Origin of the sequence: Kitasatospora sp. NPDC001547, assembly GCF_042894165.1 — a bacterium.
Taxonomy (GTDB): domain Bacteria; phylum Actinomycetota; class Actinomycetes; order Streptomycetales; family Streptomycetaceae; genus Kitasatospora.
Window position 1 is genome coordinate 167,488 of the sequence record NZ_JBIAVL010000016.1, and the last position, 16,527, is coordinate 184,014.

The 16,527-nt window shown below is 73.8% G+C and carries 14 protein-coding genes; 9 read left to right on the plus strand and 5 right to left on the minus strand.

All coding sequences use genetic code 11. The features are described 5' to 3' along the window. The first annotated feature begins 31 nt into the window (after nt 1–31). Nucleotides 32–2,314 (plus strand): M9 family metallopeptidase, encoded by a 2,283-nt coding sequence (locus ACFY0X_RS27040; protein ID WP_387758300.1) that lies wholly within the window; start codon nt 32–34, stop codon nt 2,312–2,314. A gap of 86 nt (nt 2,315–2,400) precedes the next feature. Here the strand turns inward: ACFY0X_RS27040 and ACFY0X_RS27045 are convergent, their stop codons facing one another. Then, complete coding sequence (locus tag ACFY0X_RS27045; protein WP_387758301.1) at nt 2,401–3,162, minus strand: PP2C family protein-serine/threonine phosphatase; 762 nt, start codon at nt 3,160–3,162, stop codon at nt 2,401–2,403. 147 nt (nt 3,163–3,309) lie between these two features. Here ACFY0X_RS27045 and ACFY0X_RS27050 point away from each other — a divergent pair, with 147 nt between their 5' ends. Further along, the gene (locus ACFY0X_RS27050) at nt 3,310–4,416 is read left to right on the plus strand and encodes an LLM class flavin-dependent oxidoreductase (RefSeq protein WP_387758303.1); all 1,107 of its coding nucleotides are present in this window, start codon (nt 3,310–3,312) and stop codon (nt 4,414–4,416) included. Continuing rightward, nucleotides 4,413–5,036: an FMN reductase gene (locus ACFY0X_RS27055; RefSeq protein WP_387758304.1), complete on the plus strand. Its 624-nt coding sequence runs from the start codon at nt 4,413–4,415 to the stop codon at nt 5,034–5,036. The genes ACFY0X_RS27050 and ACFY0X_RS27055 overlap by 4 nt, the downstream gene beginning before the upstream one ends. A gap of 125 nt (nt 5,037–5,161) precedes the next feature. Here the strand turns inward: ACFY0X_RS27055 and ACFY0X_RS27060 are convergent, their stop codons facing one another. Continuing rightward, nucleotides 5,162–5,587 (minus strand): winged helix-turn-helix transcriptional regulator, encoded by a 426-nt coding sequence (locus tag ACFY0X_RS27060; RefSeq protein ID WP_387758306.1) that lies wholly within the window; start codon nt 5,585–5,587, stop codon nt 5,162–5,164. Nucleotides 5,588–5,696: 109 nt separating this feature from the next. Between ACFY0X_RS27060 and ACFY0X_RS27065 the strand changes: the two genes are divergently transcribed. The 4 genes from ACFY0X_RS27065 to ACFY0X_RS27080 all read left to right on the plus strand — a co-directional run bounded on the left by ACFY0X_RS27065 (nt 5,697) and on the right by ACFY0X_RS27080 (nt 11,557). Beyond that, nucleotides 5,697–7,148 (plus strand): MFS transporter, encoded by a 1,452-nt coding sequence (locus ACFY0X_RS27065; RefSeq protein WP_387758307.1) that lies wholly within the window; start codon nt 5,697–5,699, stop codon nt 7,146–7,148. Nucleotides 7,149–7,290: 142 nt separating this feature from the next. Continuing rightward, nucleotides 7,291–8,367, plus strand: coding sequence for a Dyp-type peroxidase (locus ACFY0X_RS27070; protein ID WP_387758308.1), 1,077 nt, complete (start codon nt 7,291–7,293; stop codon nt 8,365–8,367). A 26-nt stretch (nt 8,368–8,393) separates the two neighbouring features. Beyond that, complete coding sequence (locus tag ACFY0X_RS27075) at nt 8,394–9,191, plus strand: family 1 encapsulin nanocompartment shell protein (protein ID WP_387758309.1); 798 nt, start codon at nt 8,394–8,396, stop codon at nt 9,189–9,191. Nucleotides 9,192–9,391: 200 nt separating this feature from the next. Next, nucleotides 9,392–11,557, plus strand: a complete 2,166-nt coding sequence (locus ACFY0X_RS27080) for an ATP-binding protein (protein WP_387758311.1) — start codon at nt 9,392–9,394, stop codon at nt 11,555–11,557. Here ACFY0X_RS27080 and ACFY0X_RS27085 read toward each other — a convergent pair. Then, entirely contained in the window at nt 11,526–12,257 is a 732-nt protein-coding gene (locus ACFY0X_RS27085) for a hypothetical protein (RefSeq protein ID WP_387758312.1), read from the minus strand. The genes ACFY0X_RS27080 and ACFY0X_RS27085 overlap by 32 nt on opposite strands. Continuing rightward, complete coding sequence (locus tag ACFY0X_RS27090) at nt 12,254–13,525, minus strand: hypothetical protein (protein ID WP_387758314.1); 1,272 nt, start codon at nt 13,523–13,525, stop codon at nt 12,254–12,256. Before ACFY0X_RS27090 ends, ACFY0X_RS27085 begins: the two co-directional genes overlap by 4 nt. Before the next feature lie 372 nt (nt 13,526–13,897). Here ACFY0X_RS27090 and ACFY0X_RS27095 point away from each other — a divergent pair, with 372 nt between their 5' ends. Continuing rightward, the gene (locus ACFY0X_RS27095) at nt 13,898–14,683 is read left to right on the plus strand and encodes an electron transfer flavoprotein subunit beta/FixA family protein (protein ID WP_387758315.1); all 786 of its coding nucleotides are present in this window, start codon (nt 13,898–13,900) and stop codon (nt 14,681–14,683) included. Between the two features lie 45 nt (nt 14,684–14,728). Beyond that, nucleotides 14,729–15,691 carry an electron transfer flavoprotein subunit alpha/FixB family protein gene (locus ACFY0X_RS27100; protein WP_387758316.1) on the plus strand — a complete coding sequence of 321 codons (963 nt, stop codon included), beginning with the start codon at nt 14,729–14,731 and terminating at the stop codon, nt 15,689–15,691. Nucleotides 15,692–15,799: 108 nt separating this feature from the next. Here the strand turns inward: ACFY0X_RS27100 and ACFY0X_RS27105 are convergent, their stop codons facing one another. Next, entirely contained in the window at nt 15,800–16,240 is a 441-nt protein-coding gene (locus ACFY0X_RS27105; RefSeq protein ID WP_387758318.1) for a hypothetical protein, read from the minus strand. Nucleotides 16,241–16,527: the final 287 nt, after the last annotated feature.

Below are 16,527 nucleotides of genomic sequence, written 5' to 3' on the forward strand. Positions count from 1 at the left end.
TCGCGGCCGACGACGGCCCGGAGGCCCCCACGTGAGTCCTTCACGTCTGCTGCGACTCCCGCAGCTGGCACGATTGCTGACGCTCGTCCTGTCCCTGTTCCTGGCGGTCGGCCTGTTCGCCCCCCAGTCCCAGGCCGCCCCCGCCGGCCCCGCCGCCGGTGGCGCGCCTGCCCCGACCCCCGCCGGACCGGCCCCGCAGCCGGGCATCGACGCGCCCGAACGAGCCGACAGCGGGCAGCAGTTGGCCTCGGTCGACGAGCGCGCCCCGCTCCCGGTCGACACCCGGCCGGCCGAGGTCCGCTCGACCGCCAAGGCCTTCGGCCTCGGCGCGGCGGCCGAAAAGCCCTGCAACACCGGCGACTTCACCGGCCGGACCGGCGGCGACCTGGTCCAGCACATCAAGGACGCCGACCTCCAGTGCGTCAACTCGCTGTTCAAGCTCACCGGCGGCGACGCGCGGGGCGCGTTCCGCGAGGAGCAGATGAGCACGGTGGCCTACGCGCTGCGCGACGCGGCGGCCGGCTACCCCGGTGACAACTCCACCTCCGTCGAGCAGCTGGTGCTCTTCCTGCGCGCCGGCTACTTCGTGCAGTGGTACCACAAGGAGGACGTCGGCGAGTACGGCGCCGGCCTGAAGACCGCGATCCGGTCCGGCCTGGACGCCTTCTTCAACAGCGCGCACTCGCGCGACGTCGCGGCGGGCAACGCGCCCATCCTGGGCGAGGCCGTCACCCTGATCGACAGCGCGCAGGAGAACGTCCGCTACCTGCCGGTGGTCAAGCGGCTGCTGGGCGACTACAAGGCCGACACCTGGAACCCGGCCGGCATGGCGTGGGCGGTCAACCCGGTGTTCACCGTGCTGTTCCGCGGCCACCAGGTGCCCGGCTTCGACGCGGCCGTCGAGGCCGACCCGAGCGTGCTGGACGCGCTGTCCGACTTCGCGACCCGCAACAACGCCCTGCTCGGCGACACCTACGGCGTGCTGGTCTACAACGCCACCAAGGAACTGAGCCGCTTCCTGAAGGACACGGCGCTCCAGGCCAAGGTCCGTCCGCTGGCCAAGGCGCTGGTCCAGAAGTCGGAGCCGAAGGGCCGCACCGTCTACCAGTGGGCCGCCGTCGCCGAGGCGGTCGACTACTACGACGTCGGCAACTGCTCGTACTACGGCACCTGCAACAAGTCCGACCAGCTCAAGGCCGGCGTGCTGACCGTCAAGCACACCTGCAGCCCGAGCATCACCCTGCTCGCCCAGGCGCTGGACAGCACCCAGCTGGGCACCGCCTGCACCAGCCTGAACGGCCAGGACGCGTACTTCCACTCGGTCGCCAAGGACAACGGCGCGGTCAAGGACGACCGGAACACCACGATCGAGGTCGTGGTCTTCCACTCCTCGCTCGACTACCAGGTGCTGGCCGCCGCGATCTACGGCATCGACACCAACAACGGCGGCATGTACCTGGAGGGCGACCCGGCCAAGGCCGGCAACCAGCCGCGCTTCCTCTGCTACGAGGCCGAGTGGGCCCGCCCGTCCTTCGAGATCTGGAACCTCAACCACGAGTACACCCACTACCTCGACGGCCGGTTCGACATGTACGGCGACTTCAACGCCGGCATGAAGACGCCGACCATCTGGTGGGTCGAGGGCTTCGCCGAGTACGTGTCCTACTCGTACCGCAAGGTGGCCAACGACGCCGCCGTCGCGGCGGCCGGCCGTCACACCTACCGGCTGAGCGACCTCTTCGACACCGGCTACGGCGACCAGGACCGGGTCTACCGCTGGGGCTACCTGGCCGTCCGCTACATGATGGAGCAGCACCGCTCCGACGTGGACGCGGTCCTCGCCAAGTACCGCGCCGGTGACTGGGACGGCGCCCGCGCCATCCTGAAGACCACCATCGGCACCCGCTACGACGCCGACTTCGACAGCTGGCTGACCAAGTGCGCGAGCGGCGCCTGCGGCACCACCCCGACCATCCCGCAGGTGCCCGAGTGCAGCGCCGCCGACACCCGGCAGCTGGACGCCAACTGCGCCCGCAGCAACGTCGCGGCGAGCACCGGCAACTACGCGCACTTCTACCTGCTGGTGCCGGCCGGCACCAAGCAGGTGAAGATCACCACCAGCGGCGGCACCGGCAACGGCGACCTCTACTACAACGCGGCGGGCTGGGCCTACACGAACGCCAACACCGCGCGGTCGACCAACCCGGACAACTCCGAGACGCTGACCGTCACGAACCCGCCGGCGGGCTACGTCTACTTCAGCCTCCACGCCCAGCAGGGCTTCAGCGGGGTGAGCGTCACGAGCGAGATCTGAGCCGAGTACGGCGAACGGACAGGTGACCGCCCCGGGCGGAGCGCTACGGCGCCCCGCCCGGGGCGGACCCGCGCCGTCGGGGAGCCCTACGCGCCGACCCGCACCAGCGCCAGGGTGATGTTGTCCGGCCCGCCGGCCTCGATCGCCGCCTTCCACAGCTCGAACGCCGCCCTGCCGTCCGAACGGTCCGCCCCCTCCGACGACCGCTCCAGCAGCCCGGCCAGCTCCTCCTCGGGCACCGGGTCGGTGAGCCCGTCGCTGCACACCAGGTAGCGGTCCCCGGCGGCCAGCGGCGCCGCCCGGACGTGCGGTTCGACGAAGGTGAGCCCGAGCGAGCCGCCCAGGGTCTGGGTGACCACCGAGGTGGTGCGCTGCCCGGGCGGCAGCGGCGGGCTGTCGTCCACGCTCACCCGGCGCAGCCCGTCCCCGGTGATCCGGTAGACCCGGCTGTCGCCGACGTTGAAGACCAGGGCCCGTTCGGGCAGCAGCACCAGCCCGGCGACGGTGGTGCCCATCGCGGCGAGCTCGGGCTCCTCGGCGGCGGCCGCGTAGACGGCCCGGTTGCAGCCCTGGAGCTCCTCGCGGACGGAGTCCTCGTCGTCCAGCGCGCCCCCGTCGGCGGCGAGCCGGCGGGCGACCAGGGCGCTGGCCACCTCGCCGCCGGGGTGGCCGCCCAGGCCGTCGGCGACCGCGACCACGCAGGGCGGGCCGACCGGGAAGAGCAGGGTCTGCGGGTTGGTGGTCACGGTGGCGCAGAGCGTCCACGGCCCGACCGTCAGGCTGTCCTCGTTGTGCCCGCGCACCAGGCCCTCGTGGCTCAGCGCGCTCACCGCGATGTACGGACCCATCGTCCGCCGCCCTTCCGGAGCCTTCCCTTGCCTCTCCGCGCCTTCCATTGTCGTCGCACCGCACGGCGGGCGCCCGGAGGGAATACCGGGCGGCGGCCGGATGCTAGGGTGGTTGAAAGTTGGACTACCTGGGACGTGGTGATCAGCATGCAGTTCGGAATCTTCTCCGTCGGCGACGTGACGACCGACCCCACCACCGGCCGCACCCCGAGCGAGCACGAGCGGATCAAGGCGATGGTGGCGATCGCCCGCAAGGCCGAGGAGGTCGGCCTGGACGTCTTCGCGACCGGCGAGCACCACAACCCGCCGTTCGTCCCGTCCTCGCCGACGACCATGCTCGGCTACATAGCCGCGCAGACCGACCGCATCATCCTCTCCACCTCGACCACGCTGATCACCACCAACGACCCGGTGAAGATCGCCGAGGACTTCGCGATGCTCCAGCACCTGGCCGAGGGCCGGGTGGACGTCATGATGGGCCGCGGCAACACCGGCCCGGTCTACCCGTGGTTCGGCCAGGACATCCGCCAGGGCATCCCGCTCGCGATCGAGAACTACGCGCTGCTGCACCAGCTGTGGCGCGAGGAGGTCGTGGACTGGCAGGGCCGCTTCCGCACCCCGCTCCAGGGCTTCACCTCCACCCCGCGCCCGCTGGACGACGTCCCGCCGTTCGTCTGGCACGGCTCGATCCGCAGCCCCGAGATCGCCGAGCAGGCCGCCTACTACGGCGACGGCTTCTTCGCGAACAACATCTTCTGGCCCAAGGAGCACTTCCAGAAGCTGATCGACCTCTACCGCGAGCGCTACGCCCACTACGGCCACGGCACGCCCGAGCAGGCCGTCGTCGGCCTCGGCGGGCAGGTGTTCATGCGGAAGAACTCCCAGGACGCGGTGCGCGAGTTCCGCCCGTACTTCGACAACGCGCCGGTGTACGGCCACGGGCCCTCGCTGGAGGAGTTCACCGAGCAGACCCCGCTGACCGTGGGCAGCCCGCAGGAGGTCATCGAGAAGACCCTGACGTTCCGCGAGACCTTCGGCGACTACCAGCGCCAGCTGTTCCTGATGGACCACGCCGGCCTGCCGCTCAAGACGGTGCTGGAGCAGCTGGACCTGCTCGGCGAGGAGGTCGTGCCGGTGCTGCGCGAGGAGTTCGCCAAGGGCCGCCCGGCCGAGGTGCCGGACGGACCGACCCACACCGCGCTGGTCGCGGCCCGCGACGCGCGCGAGAACGAGACGACGGAGGTGGCCAAGTGACCGCGTTCAAGCTGGTGGTGGTGAGTGCCGGGCTGAGCAAGCCGTCCTCGACGCGGCTGCTGGCGGACCGGCTCACCGACTCGACCGTGCGCCGACTCGCCCAGGAGGGGCGGGAGGTGGACGCCACCGTGGTCGAACTGCGGGACCTGGCGGTGGAGATCGCCAACAACTTCGTCACCGGCTTCCCCGGCAGCGGGCTGCGCGCGGCGATCGAGGCGGTGACGGAGGCGGACGCCCTGATCGCGGTGACGCCGATCTTCACGGCCTCGTACAGCGGTCTGTTCAAGTCCTTCTTCGACGTGGTCGACAACGACGCGCTCACCGGCAAGCCGGTGCTGATCGCCGCCACCGGCGGCACGCCCCGGCACTCGCTCGCCCTGGAACACGCCGTCCGTCCGCTGTTCAGCTACCTGCGCGCGGTGGTGCTGCCGACCGCCGTCTACGCGGCCACCGACGACTGGGGCGCGGCGGGGGACGGGCTCACCGACGGCCTGCCGCGCCGGATCGACCGGGCGGCCGGCGAGCTGGCGGCGCTGCTGGCCGGGCGCGGCCCGGCGGCGCCGGCGCGCCCCGAGCAGGTGGTGCCGTTCGCCGAGCAGCTGGCGGCGCTGCGGGTCTGAGCCGGGCCGAGGCCGCGAGGGGCGGCCTGCGGGCGGGAGGCGGACGTGGGGCGGACGCGGGGCGGGTGCGCGACGAGGCGCGCCCGCCCCGCGTCGCGTCCCAGGACACGTCGCACGTCCGCGCCTCAGGACGCGTTCTCCCGGGAGTCGTACGCGGCCCGCGCCGCCGCGATCTCGCGCTGGTGCGCCTCGGTCCAGGTGACCAGCGACTGGATGGTGGCGTGCAGCGTCCGCCCGAGCGGGGTCAGCGCGTAGTCGACCCGGGGCGGCACCACCGGGTGCACCGTCCGCTCGACCAGGCCGTCCCGCTCCAGCTGGCGCAGCGTGACGGTGAGCATCCGCTGGCTGACCCCGTCGATCGCCCGGCGCAGCTCGGTGAAGCGCAGCGACCGCCGGTCCAGCAGGGAGATCACCAGCAGCGACCACTTGTCGGCGATCCGGTCCAGGATCTGCCGCACCTCGCAGTCCTCCCGGACGTCCCACTGGAGGACGTCGTAGCCGTCCTCGGTACCCGCGCAGTGCGTCGGTTCCTTCGAAGTGCCTTCTTCCATGCCTCCCGATGCTGCCCGAGGATGACGAGTGGTTACAAGAGGGAACCGACCGGACGGGGAAGAACCGTCCGGGGCCCTCGCCACCCCCGTTCTCCCCGAGGAGCCCCAGGTGTCCGTGTCATCAGCCCTGCCCGAAAACAGCCGGGAGGCCGTTCCCGGACCCGGGGATCGCCCGCCGCCGGAGCCCCCGGCCCGGCTCGGCGGCCGCTCCGCCGCCGTGCTGGCCGTGCTCTGCGGCGCGATCTTCCTGGAGGGCATCGACGTCGCCATGCTGAACGTGGCGCTGCCCTCGATCCGCGCCGACCTGGGGATGTCCACCGGCGCGCTGTCCTGGGTGCTGAGCGCGTACGTGCTGGGCTACGGCGGCTTCATGCTGCTCGGCGGCCGGACGGCCGACCTGCTGGGCCGGCGCCGGATGTTCCTGTGCTGGCTGACCGTCTTCGTGCTCTTCTCCGGCCTCGGCGGGCTGGCCACCGAGGGCTGGGTACTGATCCTGGCCCGCTTCGTCACCGGCCTGTCGGCGGCCTTCATGACCCCGGCCGGGCTGTCGATCATCACCACCGCCTTCCCCGAGGGCCCGCGGCGCAACCGGGCGCTGCTGGTGTACGCGGGGACGGCCGCGGCGGGCTTCTCGCTCGGCCTGGTGGTCGGCGGCCTGCTGACGGCGGTCAGCTGGCGCTGGGTGTTCTTCGCCCCGGTGCTGCTGGCCGGGGCGCTGCTGGCGGCCGCCGTCCCGCTGATCCCGCGCGAGGCCGCGCCGCGGCGGGCCGGCGGGCGCTTCGACCTGGCCGGAGCGGCGGCCGCGACGGGGGCGATGCTGCTGCTGGTGTACGGCGTGGTCCGGATCGGCGAGCCGGGCGCGCGGGCCGGCACCACCGCCGCGGTGCTGGCCGGCGGGCTCGCCCTGCTGGCGGTGTTCACGGTGGTCGAGCGGCGCTCGCCCGCGCCGCTGGTGCGGCTGGGCGTGCTGCGCTCCGGGCCGCTGCTGCGGGCCAACCTCGGCGCGGTGCTGTTCGCCGGCTCGTTCTTCGGCTTCCAGTTCACCGCCACCCTCTACCTCCAGGACCTGCGCGGCTGGTCCCCGCTCCAGACCGGCCTGGCGCTGCTCGCCGTCGGCGTGGACTCGGTGCTGGCGCCGACCCTCACCCCGAAGCTGGTGGAGCGCTTCGGCAACGCCCGGGTGATCCTCGGCGGCTTCCTGCTGGCCGCGCTCTCGTACGGGCTGTTCCTGCCGGTGGGCGTCGACTGGACGTACCCGATGATGTTCCCGACCATGCTGCTGACCGGGCTGGCCTTCGCCCTCGCGTACGGGCCGCTGACCATCGCGGCCACCGAGGGGATCGCGGAGGAGGAGCAGGGGCTGGCCGGCGGGCTGCTCAACACCTCGTTCCAGTTCGGGGCGGCGCTCGGCCTCTCGGTGGTGACCACGGTGGACCTGGCCGCGCTGGGGTCGGGGGCCACCGCGCTGGAGGGCTTCCGGGCCGCCCTGGTGGTGCCGGTCGTCTCCGCGGTGCTGGGGGCCGTGGTGGCCGCCACCGGCTCCGGGCGGCGACGCGCCTGACGTTCACTCGGAAGGGCCGGTCGCGTCAGCCGGACGGCCCCGTCGGAACGCACTCCGGCGGGGCCGTCCGGCCTGCCCGGTGGGGCCGTTCGGCTGTGCGCCGGCCGCGCCGGATCGTCCGTTCTGCGGTGTAATCGTTCGCATGATCACGACCGTGCGGGCCGAACCGCAAGCCGTACTCTCTCCGCTGACCAGCGCGGCCGTCTTCCTGGTCCTCACCGTCGAACCCGGCCGGGAGGCGGTCGTCCGCGACCTGCTGCCCGAACTCGCGGGGCTGCGCCGCGCGGTCGGCTTCCGGGCCCCCGACGGCGCCCTCACCTGCGTCACCGGTATCGGCTCCGAACTCTGGGACCGCCTCTTCGACGGCCCCCGGCCCGCCTCCCTGCACCCCCTCCAGGAGGTGGTCGGACCCCGCCACCGGGCCCCCGCCACCCCCGGGGACCTGCTGCTGCACCTGCGGGCGGAGCGGATGGACCTCTGCTACGAGCTGGCCGCGCAGCTCACCGAGCGGCTGGCCGGGGCGGCCACCGTCGTCGACTCCGTCCAGGGCTTCAAGTACTTCGAGGACCGGGACCTGCTCGGCTTCGTCGACGGCACCGAGAACCCGGAGGGCCGGGCCGCCGAGCGGGCCGCCCTGGTCGGCGCCGAGGACCCGGCGTTCGCCGGCGGCAGCTACGTCGTCGTGCAGCGGTACGTGCACGACATGGACGGGTGGAACGCGCTGAGCGTCGAGCAGCAGGAGGGCGCGGTCGGCCGCACCAAGCTCACCGACATCGAACTGGACGACGACGTCAAGCCCGCCGACTCGCACGTGGCGCTCACCGTGATCACCGGACCGGACGGCGAGGAGCGGAAGATCGTCCGCTTCAACATGCCGTACGGCACGTTCGGCTCCGCCGGGAGCGGCGGCGAGGCCGGCACCTACTTCATCGGCTACGCGGCCGACCCCGGGGTGACCGAGGAGATGCTGCGCAACATGTTCGTCGGCGACCCGCCGGGCACCACCGACCGGCTGCTCGACTTCTCCACCGCCGTGACCGGCGGGCTGTTCTTCGTCCCCACCGCCGACTTCCTCGACTCCCCGCCGCCGGCGCCCTCCGTCGCCCCCGCCCCCGCTGTGCCCGGCGCCGCCTCCGCGCCCGTCGTGCCCGCCGCCGCCCCGGAGTCCGCCGCCGGGGACGGCTCGCTCGGCATCGGCAGCCTCAAGCAGAGCCCCTGACCGCCCCGTCGAACAGGACCGCGCACATGAACAACCTCCACCGGGACCTCGCCCCGATCTCCGCCGCCGCGTGGGAGGAGATCGAGGAGGAGGCCCGCCAGACCTTCAAGCTGCACATCGCCGGCCGCCGGGTGGTCGACCTCACCGGCCCCGAGGGCGCCACCCTCGCGGCCGTCGGCACCGGCCACCTGACCGCCGTCGACCCCCCGGCGGACGGCGTCCAGGCCCGCGCCCGGGCCGCCCAGCCGGTGGTCGAGCTGCGCGTCCCCTTCACCGTCCGCCGGGACGCCGTGGACGACGTCGAACGCGGCTCCAAGGACAGCGACTGGCAGCCCGTCAAGGACGCGGCCCGCACCCTCGCCCTGGCCGAGGACCGCGCCGTGTTCGAGGGCTACCGCGCCGCCGCGATCGACGGCATCCGGGCCGCCTCCACCAACCCCCCGGTCCAGCTCCCCGACGACGTCCGGGAGTACCCGGAGGCGGTCAGCCGGGCCCTGACCGCCCTGCGCCTCGCCGGCGTCGGCGGCCCCTACTCGCTCCTGCTCGGCGCGGCCGCCTTCACCGCCGTCAACGAGACCAGCGACCACGGCTACCCCGTCCACAACCACATCGCCCGGCTCCTCGACGGCGACATCATCTGGGCCCCGGCCATCGAGGGCGCCTACCTGCTGTCCGCCCGCGGCGGGGACTTCGAACTGTTCCTCGGCCAGGACGCCTCGGTGGGCTACCTCTCCCACGACGCCGAAACGATTCGCCTGTACCTGCAGGAGACGCTCACGTTCCGGGTGTACACGGGCGAGGCGGCCGTCGTCCTACGGGGTTAGCACCGCAGCGGGACCGACGTGAGGATCCGGGTGAGCACGGCAGGCGCCCGGGCATTCGCCCATACCGCCGCAGGGGTTCCGCGGCCGCCCCTTTGGCCATAATCTCGACATGGCGATGCGTCATATGCTAGCGGCACAGCGATCATTCGTCCGAGGCCGGGGGAGCCAGTGACAGGATCGACCGTGGCCGGCGGGTGCCGGTGAACGACGCCAAGCTGCCGCACGGAGCGGTGCGGAACTCGCTGGCCGGCGCCACGACGGTCTCCGGCCCGGTGGTGCAGGCCGGCGCGATCCACGGCGGACTGCACCTGCACGGGCCGTCCGCGTTGCCGACGCCCAGGCAACTCCCGCCCTGCCCGCGGCGGTTGATCGGTCGGGAGGCCGAACTGGCCTCGCTTGACTCCTCGTTGGACCCGGATGCCGGGGCGGCGGACGTCACGGTCGTGGTGACCGGCCCCGCCGGGGTCGGCAAGACGGCCCTGGCCGCGCAGTGGCTGCGCGGGCAGTCCGACCGCTTCCCGGACGGCCAGCTGTACGCTGACCTGCGCGGCTACGCGCCCGACGGCCCCGCCGACCCGGCCGAGGCCCTCGGCGGCTTCCTGCGGGCCTTCGGGATCTCCCCGGTGCCCGGCAGCCTGGCGGAGGGCGCCGCGCTCTGGCGCTCGCTGGCGGCGGAGCGGCGGATCTCCGTGCTGCTGGACAACGCCTCGACGGCCGCCCAGGTGCGGCCGCTGCTGCCAGGCTCGGACCACACCGTGGTCGTGGTGACCAGCCGGCGCCGGCTCACCGGGCTGGGCATCGACGGCGCGGTGTTCCGGCCGCTGGCCCCGCTCGCCCCGGAGGCCTCCACCGAGATCCTCGCCGCGCGGGTCGGCAGGAGCCGGGTGGTCGACGAACGCGACGCCGCGGCCGAGGTGGTGGACGCCTGCGCCGGGCTGCCGCTGGCGATCTGCCTGGCGGCGGCCCGCATCGCGGCGCGCCCGGCCCAGTCGCTCGCGGCGACCGCCGAGATGCTCGGGCGCGGCACCGACCGGCTGGCGGCGCTGGACGTGGAGGGGGAGACGGTGCGGGACCTGCTGGACGCCTCCTACGGCGTGCTGGAGCCGGACGCCGCCCGGCTCTACGGGCTGCTCGGCCTGCTGCCCTTCGCCGAGTTCACCCTGGAGAACGCCGCGGTGCTGGCGGACCTGGACCCGGCCGGGGCGGATCGGCTGCTGGACGGCCTGATCGACGTGCACCTGCTGGAGGAGACCGGCCCGCAGCGGTTCCGCTTCCACGACCTGGTGCGGCTGCACGCCCGGGCGCGGGGGGAGCTGGTCCGCGGCACCCCGCCCGCGGCGGCCGCGCTCGACCGGGTCGTCGACTGGTACCTGGCCTCGGCCACGGCGGCCGAGGCGGTCGTCTCGCCGAGCCACCGCACCCTCGCCCGCGACTACCGCACCCGCGCCGCCCACCCGGCCCGGGAGTTCACGGGCGACGTGCCGGCCGTGGAGTGGCTCGACGCGGAACGCGACCGGCTCGCCGACGTCCTGCGCTGGTGCGAGGAGCTGGGCCGCCCCGCCGCGGCCTGGCAACTCGCCGACGCCATGTGGCCGTTGTTCCTCCGGCTGCGCCCGGGCCGGCTGTGGGTCGAGGCCCACCGGATCGGCCTGCGGGCCGCCCGCGCGGACGGCTCCCGCAGCGGCGAGCTGCGGATGCTCACCAGCGGCGGGAACGGCCTGCGGAACGCGGGCGAGGCGGTGGAGGCGGCGGACTGGTTCACCGCCGCCCTCGCCCTCGCCCGGGAGGCCGACCGTCCGCCGGCCCAGGCGGACGCACTGTACGGGCTCAGCCAGACCCACCGGATGGCCGGTCGGCTGGACGCGGCCGCCGAGTGCCTGGACGAGGTGGTCCGGCTCCGCGAGGCCGAGGGCTACCTGCGCGGTTCGGCGCTGGCCCGGCTGGCGTACGGCGAGGTGCTGCTGCTGGCCGGCCGGGCGGCCGAGGCGGTGGAGCCGATCGAGCGGGCGGGCCGCGAGCTGGCCTCGATCGAGGACGACTACGAGGCGGCCCGCGCGATGGCCTTCCTGGGTCTGGCGCACGGCCGGCTGGGCGCGTTCGAGCCGGCCGAGGCCCGCATCGAGGACGCCCTCGCGGGCTTCCGGGCCCGGCTGTCCGCCCACTGGGAGGCGCGGACGCTGGAGTTCGCCGGCCAGGTCGAGGAGCTGCGCGGCCGTCCGGACGCGGCCCGCGCCCGGTTCGAGCAGTCCATGGCCCGGTACCGGGAGGTGGGTGCCGCGGCCGAGGCGGCCAGACTGGCCGACCGCCTCGCCGCGTACGGAGCGGACTCCGCCGTCACCCCGCGTCCGGACGACCCGGAGGCGTGAGCCGGCGCCACCCGGAGCCCGGGGCGTGCTTCCCGCAGCCCGGGGCGCGCCACCCGGACCTCTGGGCGTGCCACCCGGCGCCCGGGCCGTACCACCTGGCGGCGCTGATCCGGTCGAGTTCGCCCAGCGCCCGCCCGGCCGCCAGCCAGGCGTGCGCCAGCGAGCCGAGGGCCGACGGCGGGAGCGGCCCACCGGCCGGGCCCCGGGCCCGTAGGACGAGCCATGCCCCGGTCCGGGCGAGCACCAGCAGCGCCCCCGGACGGTGCTCCGCCGTGGCCACCGCGCACCCGGGGTGGGCGGACAGCAGGTCCGCGAGCCGCACGTGGGCGCCCGCCGCCGGGATCGGCCCGAGGTGCAGCACGTCGGCGTGCCGGCGCCAGCGCAGGCCCCCGGGCCCGGTGAGGTCGAGCACCAGGTGCTCGTCCACGAACCCGGGCCCCGACCGTCCGCCCGGAACCGGGGACGCCGGGGACGCCGAGGACGTGGGCCACGCCGGGTCCGCGGCCAGCAGCCCGCGATGGATCCCGGTCGTGGACATCACCCGCGCCTCGAACAGTGCGGCCGCCGAGCCGCCGCAGGCCACCGAGCCGCCGCGGTGCGAGGAACCGCCGCAGGCCGAGGAACCGTCGCGGCCCGGGGAGCCGGGGCCCGCCGAACCGCCGACCGGCACCAGCCGCACCGTGTGCAGCGCGGCCGTCATCCGGCCCGCCGTTCCCCGGCCGCCGCGATCGCGTCCAGCGGCTCGGGCAGCGGGAGCGGCTCCGGATCCGGGGTGTGCGCCGGCTCGCCCAGCCCGAGGACGCGGTACAGCAGCCGCCTGGCGTTCCGGTCGAAGCGGCCCGGCTCGGAGCTGATCCGGGCGGCGATCGCCGCGTAGTCCTCCGGCCGGTACTGCTCGGCGGCGTACGCGAGTTGGCCGGTGAGCGGGTGCCCGGGCGCGAGCGCGGGCGCGGTGCGGGCGAGCTGCGCGGCCGGCGAGCGCGGGTTGACGTGCCGGTGCGGGTACTCGGCGAGCAGGACGGGGGCGCCGGTCATCGCGCCGTACAGGGTGACCGAGCCGTGGTCCCCGATGACGAAGTCGGCGGCGACCAGCAGCGGCCGCCAGTCCGTCTCGGGCGGGACCACTGTGACGGCCCCCCGGGCGGTGGCCGTCGCCCAGGAGCGCACCGCGTAGGCCGAGTGCTGGGCCGCGATGTTGGGGTGGGTCAGCAGGACCGCCCGGTAGCCGTGCCGGGGCAGTTCCGAGGTCAGTCTCGGCAGCACGGCGTCGAGCCGGGTGAAGAGCGAGCCGTCGCCCCAGGTGGAGCAGACCACGACCAGCTTCTCCTCCGGCCGCAGCCCCAGCGCGGCCCGGTGGCGCTCCCGGTGCGGCAGTGCGGCGGCGATGCGGTCGTAGCACGGGTCGCCGACCACCTCGGCGATCGGCAGGGCCTCCGGGCAGCCGCGCCCGAGTTCGACCAGTTCCTCCTCGTGGGCCAGCGCGAACGAGGCGGGGACGAGCCGCCCCTCCCAGTAGAGGTAGTCCGGACCGAGCCCGATGGCCGTCCGCTCGCCGCCCGGGGCGCCGCGCCGCGAGAGCTTGATGTTGCCGGCCCCGTGCGGCAGCCGGACGACCGGGCCGTGCAACTGCTCCATCCCCTGGGAGCCGGCGGCCAGGACCAGGTCGAACTCGCGTCGGACCGCCTGCTCCCACGGCAGCACGGTGCCGCCCAGCGCCCGGAGGATCTCCGCCGCACCCCCGTTGAACACGTGCGGCGCCACCGTGAACTGCACGTGGACCCGCAGGTCGGCGGCGAGCAGCGAGTAGAAGTCGTGCAGGCGCTTCGCGTACACCATCGTCTGCGCGACGACGAGCACCTCCTTGCGGTCCCGCAGGGTCTCCCACGGCCCGTTGTTGCTCCGGGCCGCCGTCGTCCCGCGCCCGCCGTCCGTCGTCGTGACGTCCTGTTCCCCGTGCACCAAGGTCATCGCTCTCCCCCTCCTTGATCCCAGGCCGGAGCCGTCGGCCGGCCCCGGGGTCGATGCTCCCCGGGCCGTCTGGCGGATTCCATGACGCGACCTGGTCGGCCCTTGCGGAAACCTTGTGTCCGCTTTCCGGGGCCCGCCCGTCCGGGCGCGGGGGCCGCAAGGGTACTGAGTTCCTTTACGAGGGGTACTGAGTGCCGTATTCTCTCCGTGGAGCCTCTGACGCCAGTCGAAGAGAGCCGACACGGTATGCCGGTCCAGGTGGCGCTTGCGGTGCGCGGGTCGCGCCCGGGCCGGACTTGGCACTCAGTACCCTCGGCATGCCTGAGGCCATGGATCCAGTGCATCCGTGCACCCGTGACAGGAGAACCGCTCATGAGCTTGAGGATCGTCGTCTGTGTGAAGCACGTCCCGGACGCGACGGGGGACCGTCGTTTCGCGGACGACCACACCACCGACCGGGAGGGTGTGGACGGCCTCCTGTCGGAGCTCGACGAGTACGGCGTGGAGCAGGCGCTGCGGATCGCGGAGGCGAACGAGGGCGCCGAGGTCACCGTGCTGACGGTCGGGCCGGACGACGCCAAGGACGCGCTGCGCAAGGCGCTGTCGATGGGCGCGGACAAGGCCGTGCACGTGAACGACGACGACATCCACGGCAGCGACGTGATCGGGACGTCGGCGATCCTGGCGAAGGCGCTGGAGCGGGTCGGGTTCGACCTGGTGATCGGCGGCATGGCGTCGACGGACGGCACGATGGGCGTGCTGCCGGCGCTGCTGGCGGAGCGTCTGGGCGTGCCGCAGGTGACGCTGCTGTCGGAGGTGTCGGTCGAGGGCGGCGTGGTGAAGGGCCGTCGTGACGGTGACGCGGCGACCGAGCTGGTGGAGGCTCCGCTGCCGGCCGTGGTCTCGGTGACGGACCAGTCGGGCGAGGCCCGCTACCCGTCGTTCAAGGGGATCATGGCGGCGAAGAAGAAGCCGGTGCAGTCGCTGGACCTGGACGACCTGGGCATCGAGGCGGACGAGGTCGGCCTGGCGGGTTCGTGGACGGCGGTCGAGTCGGTGGCGGCGCGTCCGGCGCGGACCGCGGGCACGGTCGTCAAGGACGAGGGCGAGGGCGGCAAGTCGCTCGCGGCCTTCCTCGCCGACCAGAAGTTCATCTGAGCCGCCCCCACCCCCCGACCCAGCGAAACACGGAGACATTGAGCAATGGCTGAGATTCTCGTCCTGGTGGACCACGCCGACGGTGCGGTCCGCAAGCCGGCCCTGGAGCTGCTGACCCTGGCCCGCCGCATCGGCGAGCCGTCCGCCGTCGTCCTGGGCGCCGGTGCGGCCGCGGCCGACATCGCCGCCAAGGCCGGCGAGTTCGGCGCGGCGAAGGTGTACGTCGCCGACGGCGCCGAGTTCACCGACCAGCTGGTCGTCCCGAAGGTGGACGCCCTGGCCCAGATCGCCAAGGCCAACGACGTCGCCGCCGTGCTGGTGACGTCCTCCGGCGAGGGCAAGGAGGTCGCCGCCCGCGTCGCGCTGCGCCTCGGCTCCGGCATCATCACCGACGCCGTCGACCTGCGCGCCGGCGACCAGGGCCCGGTCGCCACCCAGTCGGTGTTCGCCGCCTCGTACACCGTCGACTCCCGGGTGAGCAACGGCGTGCCGGTCATCACCGTCAAGCCGAACGCCGTCGCCCCGGAGGCCGCCCCGGCCGCCGGCGCGGTGGAGAACGTCGCCGTCGAGTTCAGCGGCAACGCCGCCAAGGTCGTCGAGCGCACCCCGCGGGTGTCCTCCGGCCGCCCCGAGCTGACCGAGGCCGCCATCGTGGTCTCCGGCGGCCGCGGCGTCGGTGCCGCCGAGGGCTTCGGCGTGGTCGAGGAGCTCGCCGACGTGCTGGGCGCGGCCGTCGGTGCCTCGCGCGCCGCCGTGGACGCCGGCTGGTACCCGCACAGCAGCCAGGTCGGCCAGACCGGCAAGCAGGTCTCCCCGCAGCTGTACGTGGCCAACGGCATCTCGGGCGCCATCCAGCACCGGGCCGGCATGCAGACCTCGAAGACCATCGTGGCCGTCAACAAGGACCCCGAGGCCCCGATCTTCGAGCTCGCCGACTACGGCGTGGTGGGCGACCTCTTCGAGGTGCTGCCGCAGCTCACCGCCGAGGTGAAGGCCCGCAAGGCCTGATCCCCGGACGACCGAGGAGGGCGTGGCACCGAGGGGTACTCGGTGCCACGCCCTCCGTCGTCTCCCGGCGGCGCCCCGGCGCGCCGCCCGTCCCGGTCGCCGTACGGCTCACTCCGTGACGAAGGCCGCGAGGTGCTGGGTGAAGCCGCCCTGGGCGGGCGGCAGCGGGCGAGGCTCGGGGTCCTGGGGCACCGGCGGCTCCTCCACCGGCAGCAGCCGCAGCTCCGGCTGGTCGGAGTCGGGGGAGGAGAGCAGCCGCACCCGGGTGCCGACCGGGACGGTGCTGCGCATCCCGTCCACGATGCACCAGACGTCGAAGCCCTCCGCCATCCGGATCAGGGACTTCTGACGGACCAGCGGCGTCCGGGCCTGCTCGACCGCGCAGCGCCGCACCACGCCGGTGCCCTCGCTGGGCTCCAGTCGGAGGTCGGTGGATCCGCAGGTGGGGCAGAGCAGCCGCTGGAAGGTCGGGTTGTTGCACCACGCGCAGCGCTGGAAGTACAGCGTCGTGCTCCGGGTGTCGGCTTCGGCGATGGCTGAGTGGACCACGCTGTCATCTCCCTGCGCTCGGGCCGGCTCGTTCGGCAGAAGTACGGCGGAAGTACGCCAGAAGTTCGGCACGAAAAGGATAGGGAACTCAGTGCCGCGAAGGGAAGGCACTGAGTTCCCTTTTTGCCTCGCGCATGCATAATGAAGGGTACTGAGTACCGTCGTGAAACAGGAGTGGCGATCATGAGCCAGGACTTCGATCTCTTCCGTATCTCCGAGGAGCACGGGATGCTCCGTGAGGCGGTGCGTTCGCTGGCCGAGGCGAAGATCGCTCCGTTCGCGGCGGA

Excerpts from the sequence above, each read along its gene's own strand:
- ACFY0X_RS27045 (WP_387758301.1), bottom strand. The coding sequence starts at position 3,162 with ATGGGTCCGTACATCGCGGTGAGCGCGCTGAGCCACGAGGGCCTGGTG.
- ACFY0X_RS27050 (WP_387758303.1), top strand. The coding sequence starts at position 3,310 with ATGCAGTTCGGAATCTTCTCCGTCGGCGACGTGACGACCGACCCCACC.
- ACFY0X_RS27060 (WP_387758306.1), bottom strand. The coding sequence starts at position 5,587 with ATGGAAGAAGGCACTTCGAAGGAACCGACGCACTGCGCGGGTACCGAG.
- ACFY0X_RS27070 (WP_387758308.1), top strand. The coding sequence starts at position 7,291 with ATGATCACGACCGTGCGGGCCGAACCGCAAGCCGTACTCTCTCCGCTG.
- ACFY0X_RS27075 (WP_387758309.1), top strand. The coding sequence starts at position 8,394 with ATGAACAACCTCCACCGGGACCTCGCCCCGATCTCCGCCGCCGCGTGG.
- ACFY0X_RS27085 (WP_387758312.1), bottom strand. The coding sequence starts at position 12,257 with ATGACGGCCGCGCTGCACACGGTGCGGCTGGTGCCGGTCGGCGGTTCG.
- ACFY0X_RS27090 (WP_387758314.1), bottom strand. The coding sequence starts at position 13,525 with ATGACCTTGGTGCACGGGGAACAGGACGTCACGACGACGGACGGCGGG.
- ACFY0X_RS27095 (WP_387758315.1), top strand. The coding sequence starts at position 13,898 with ATGAGCTTGAGGATCGTCGTCTGTGTGAAGCACGTCCCGGACGCGACG.
- ACFY0X_RS27100 (WP_387758316.1), top strand. The coding sequence starts at position 14,729 with ATGGCTGAGATTCTCGTCCTGGTGGACCACGCCGACGGTGCGGTCCGC.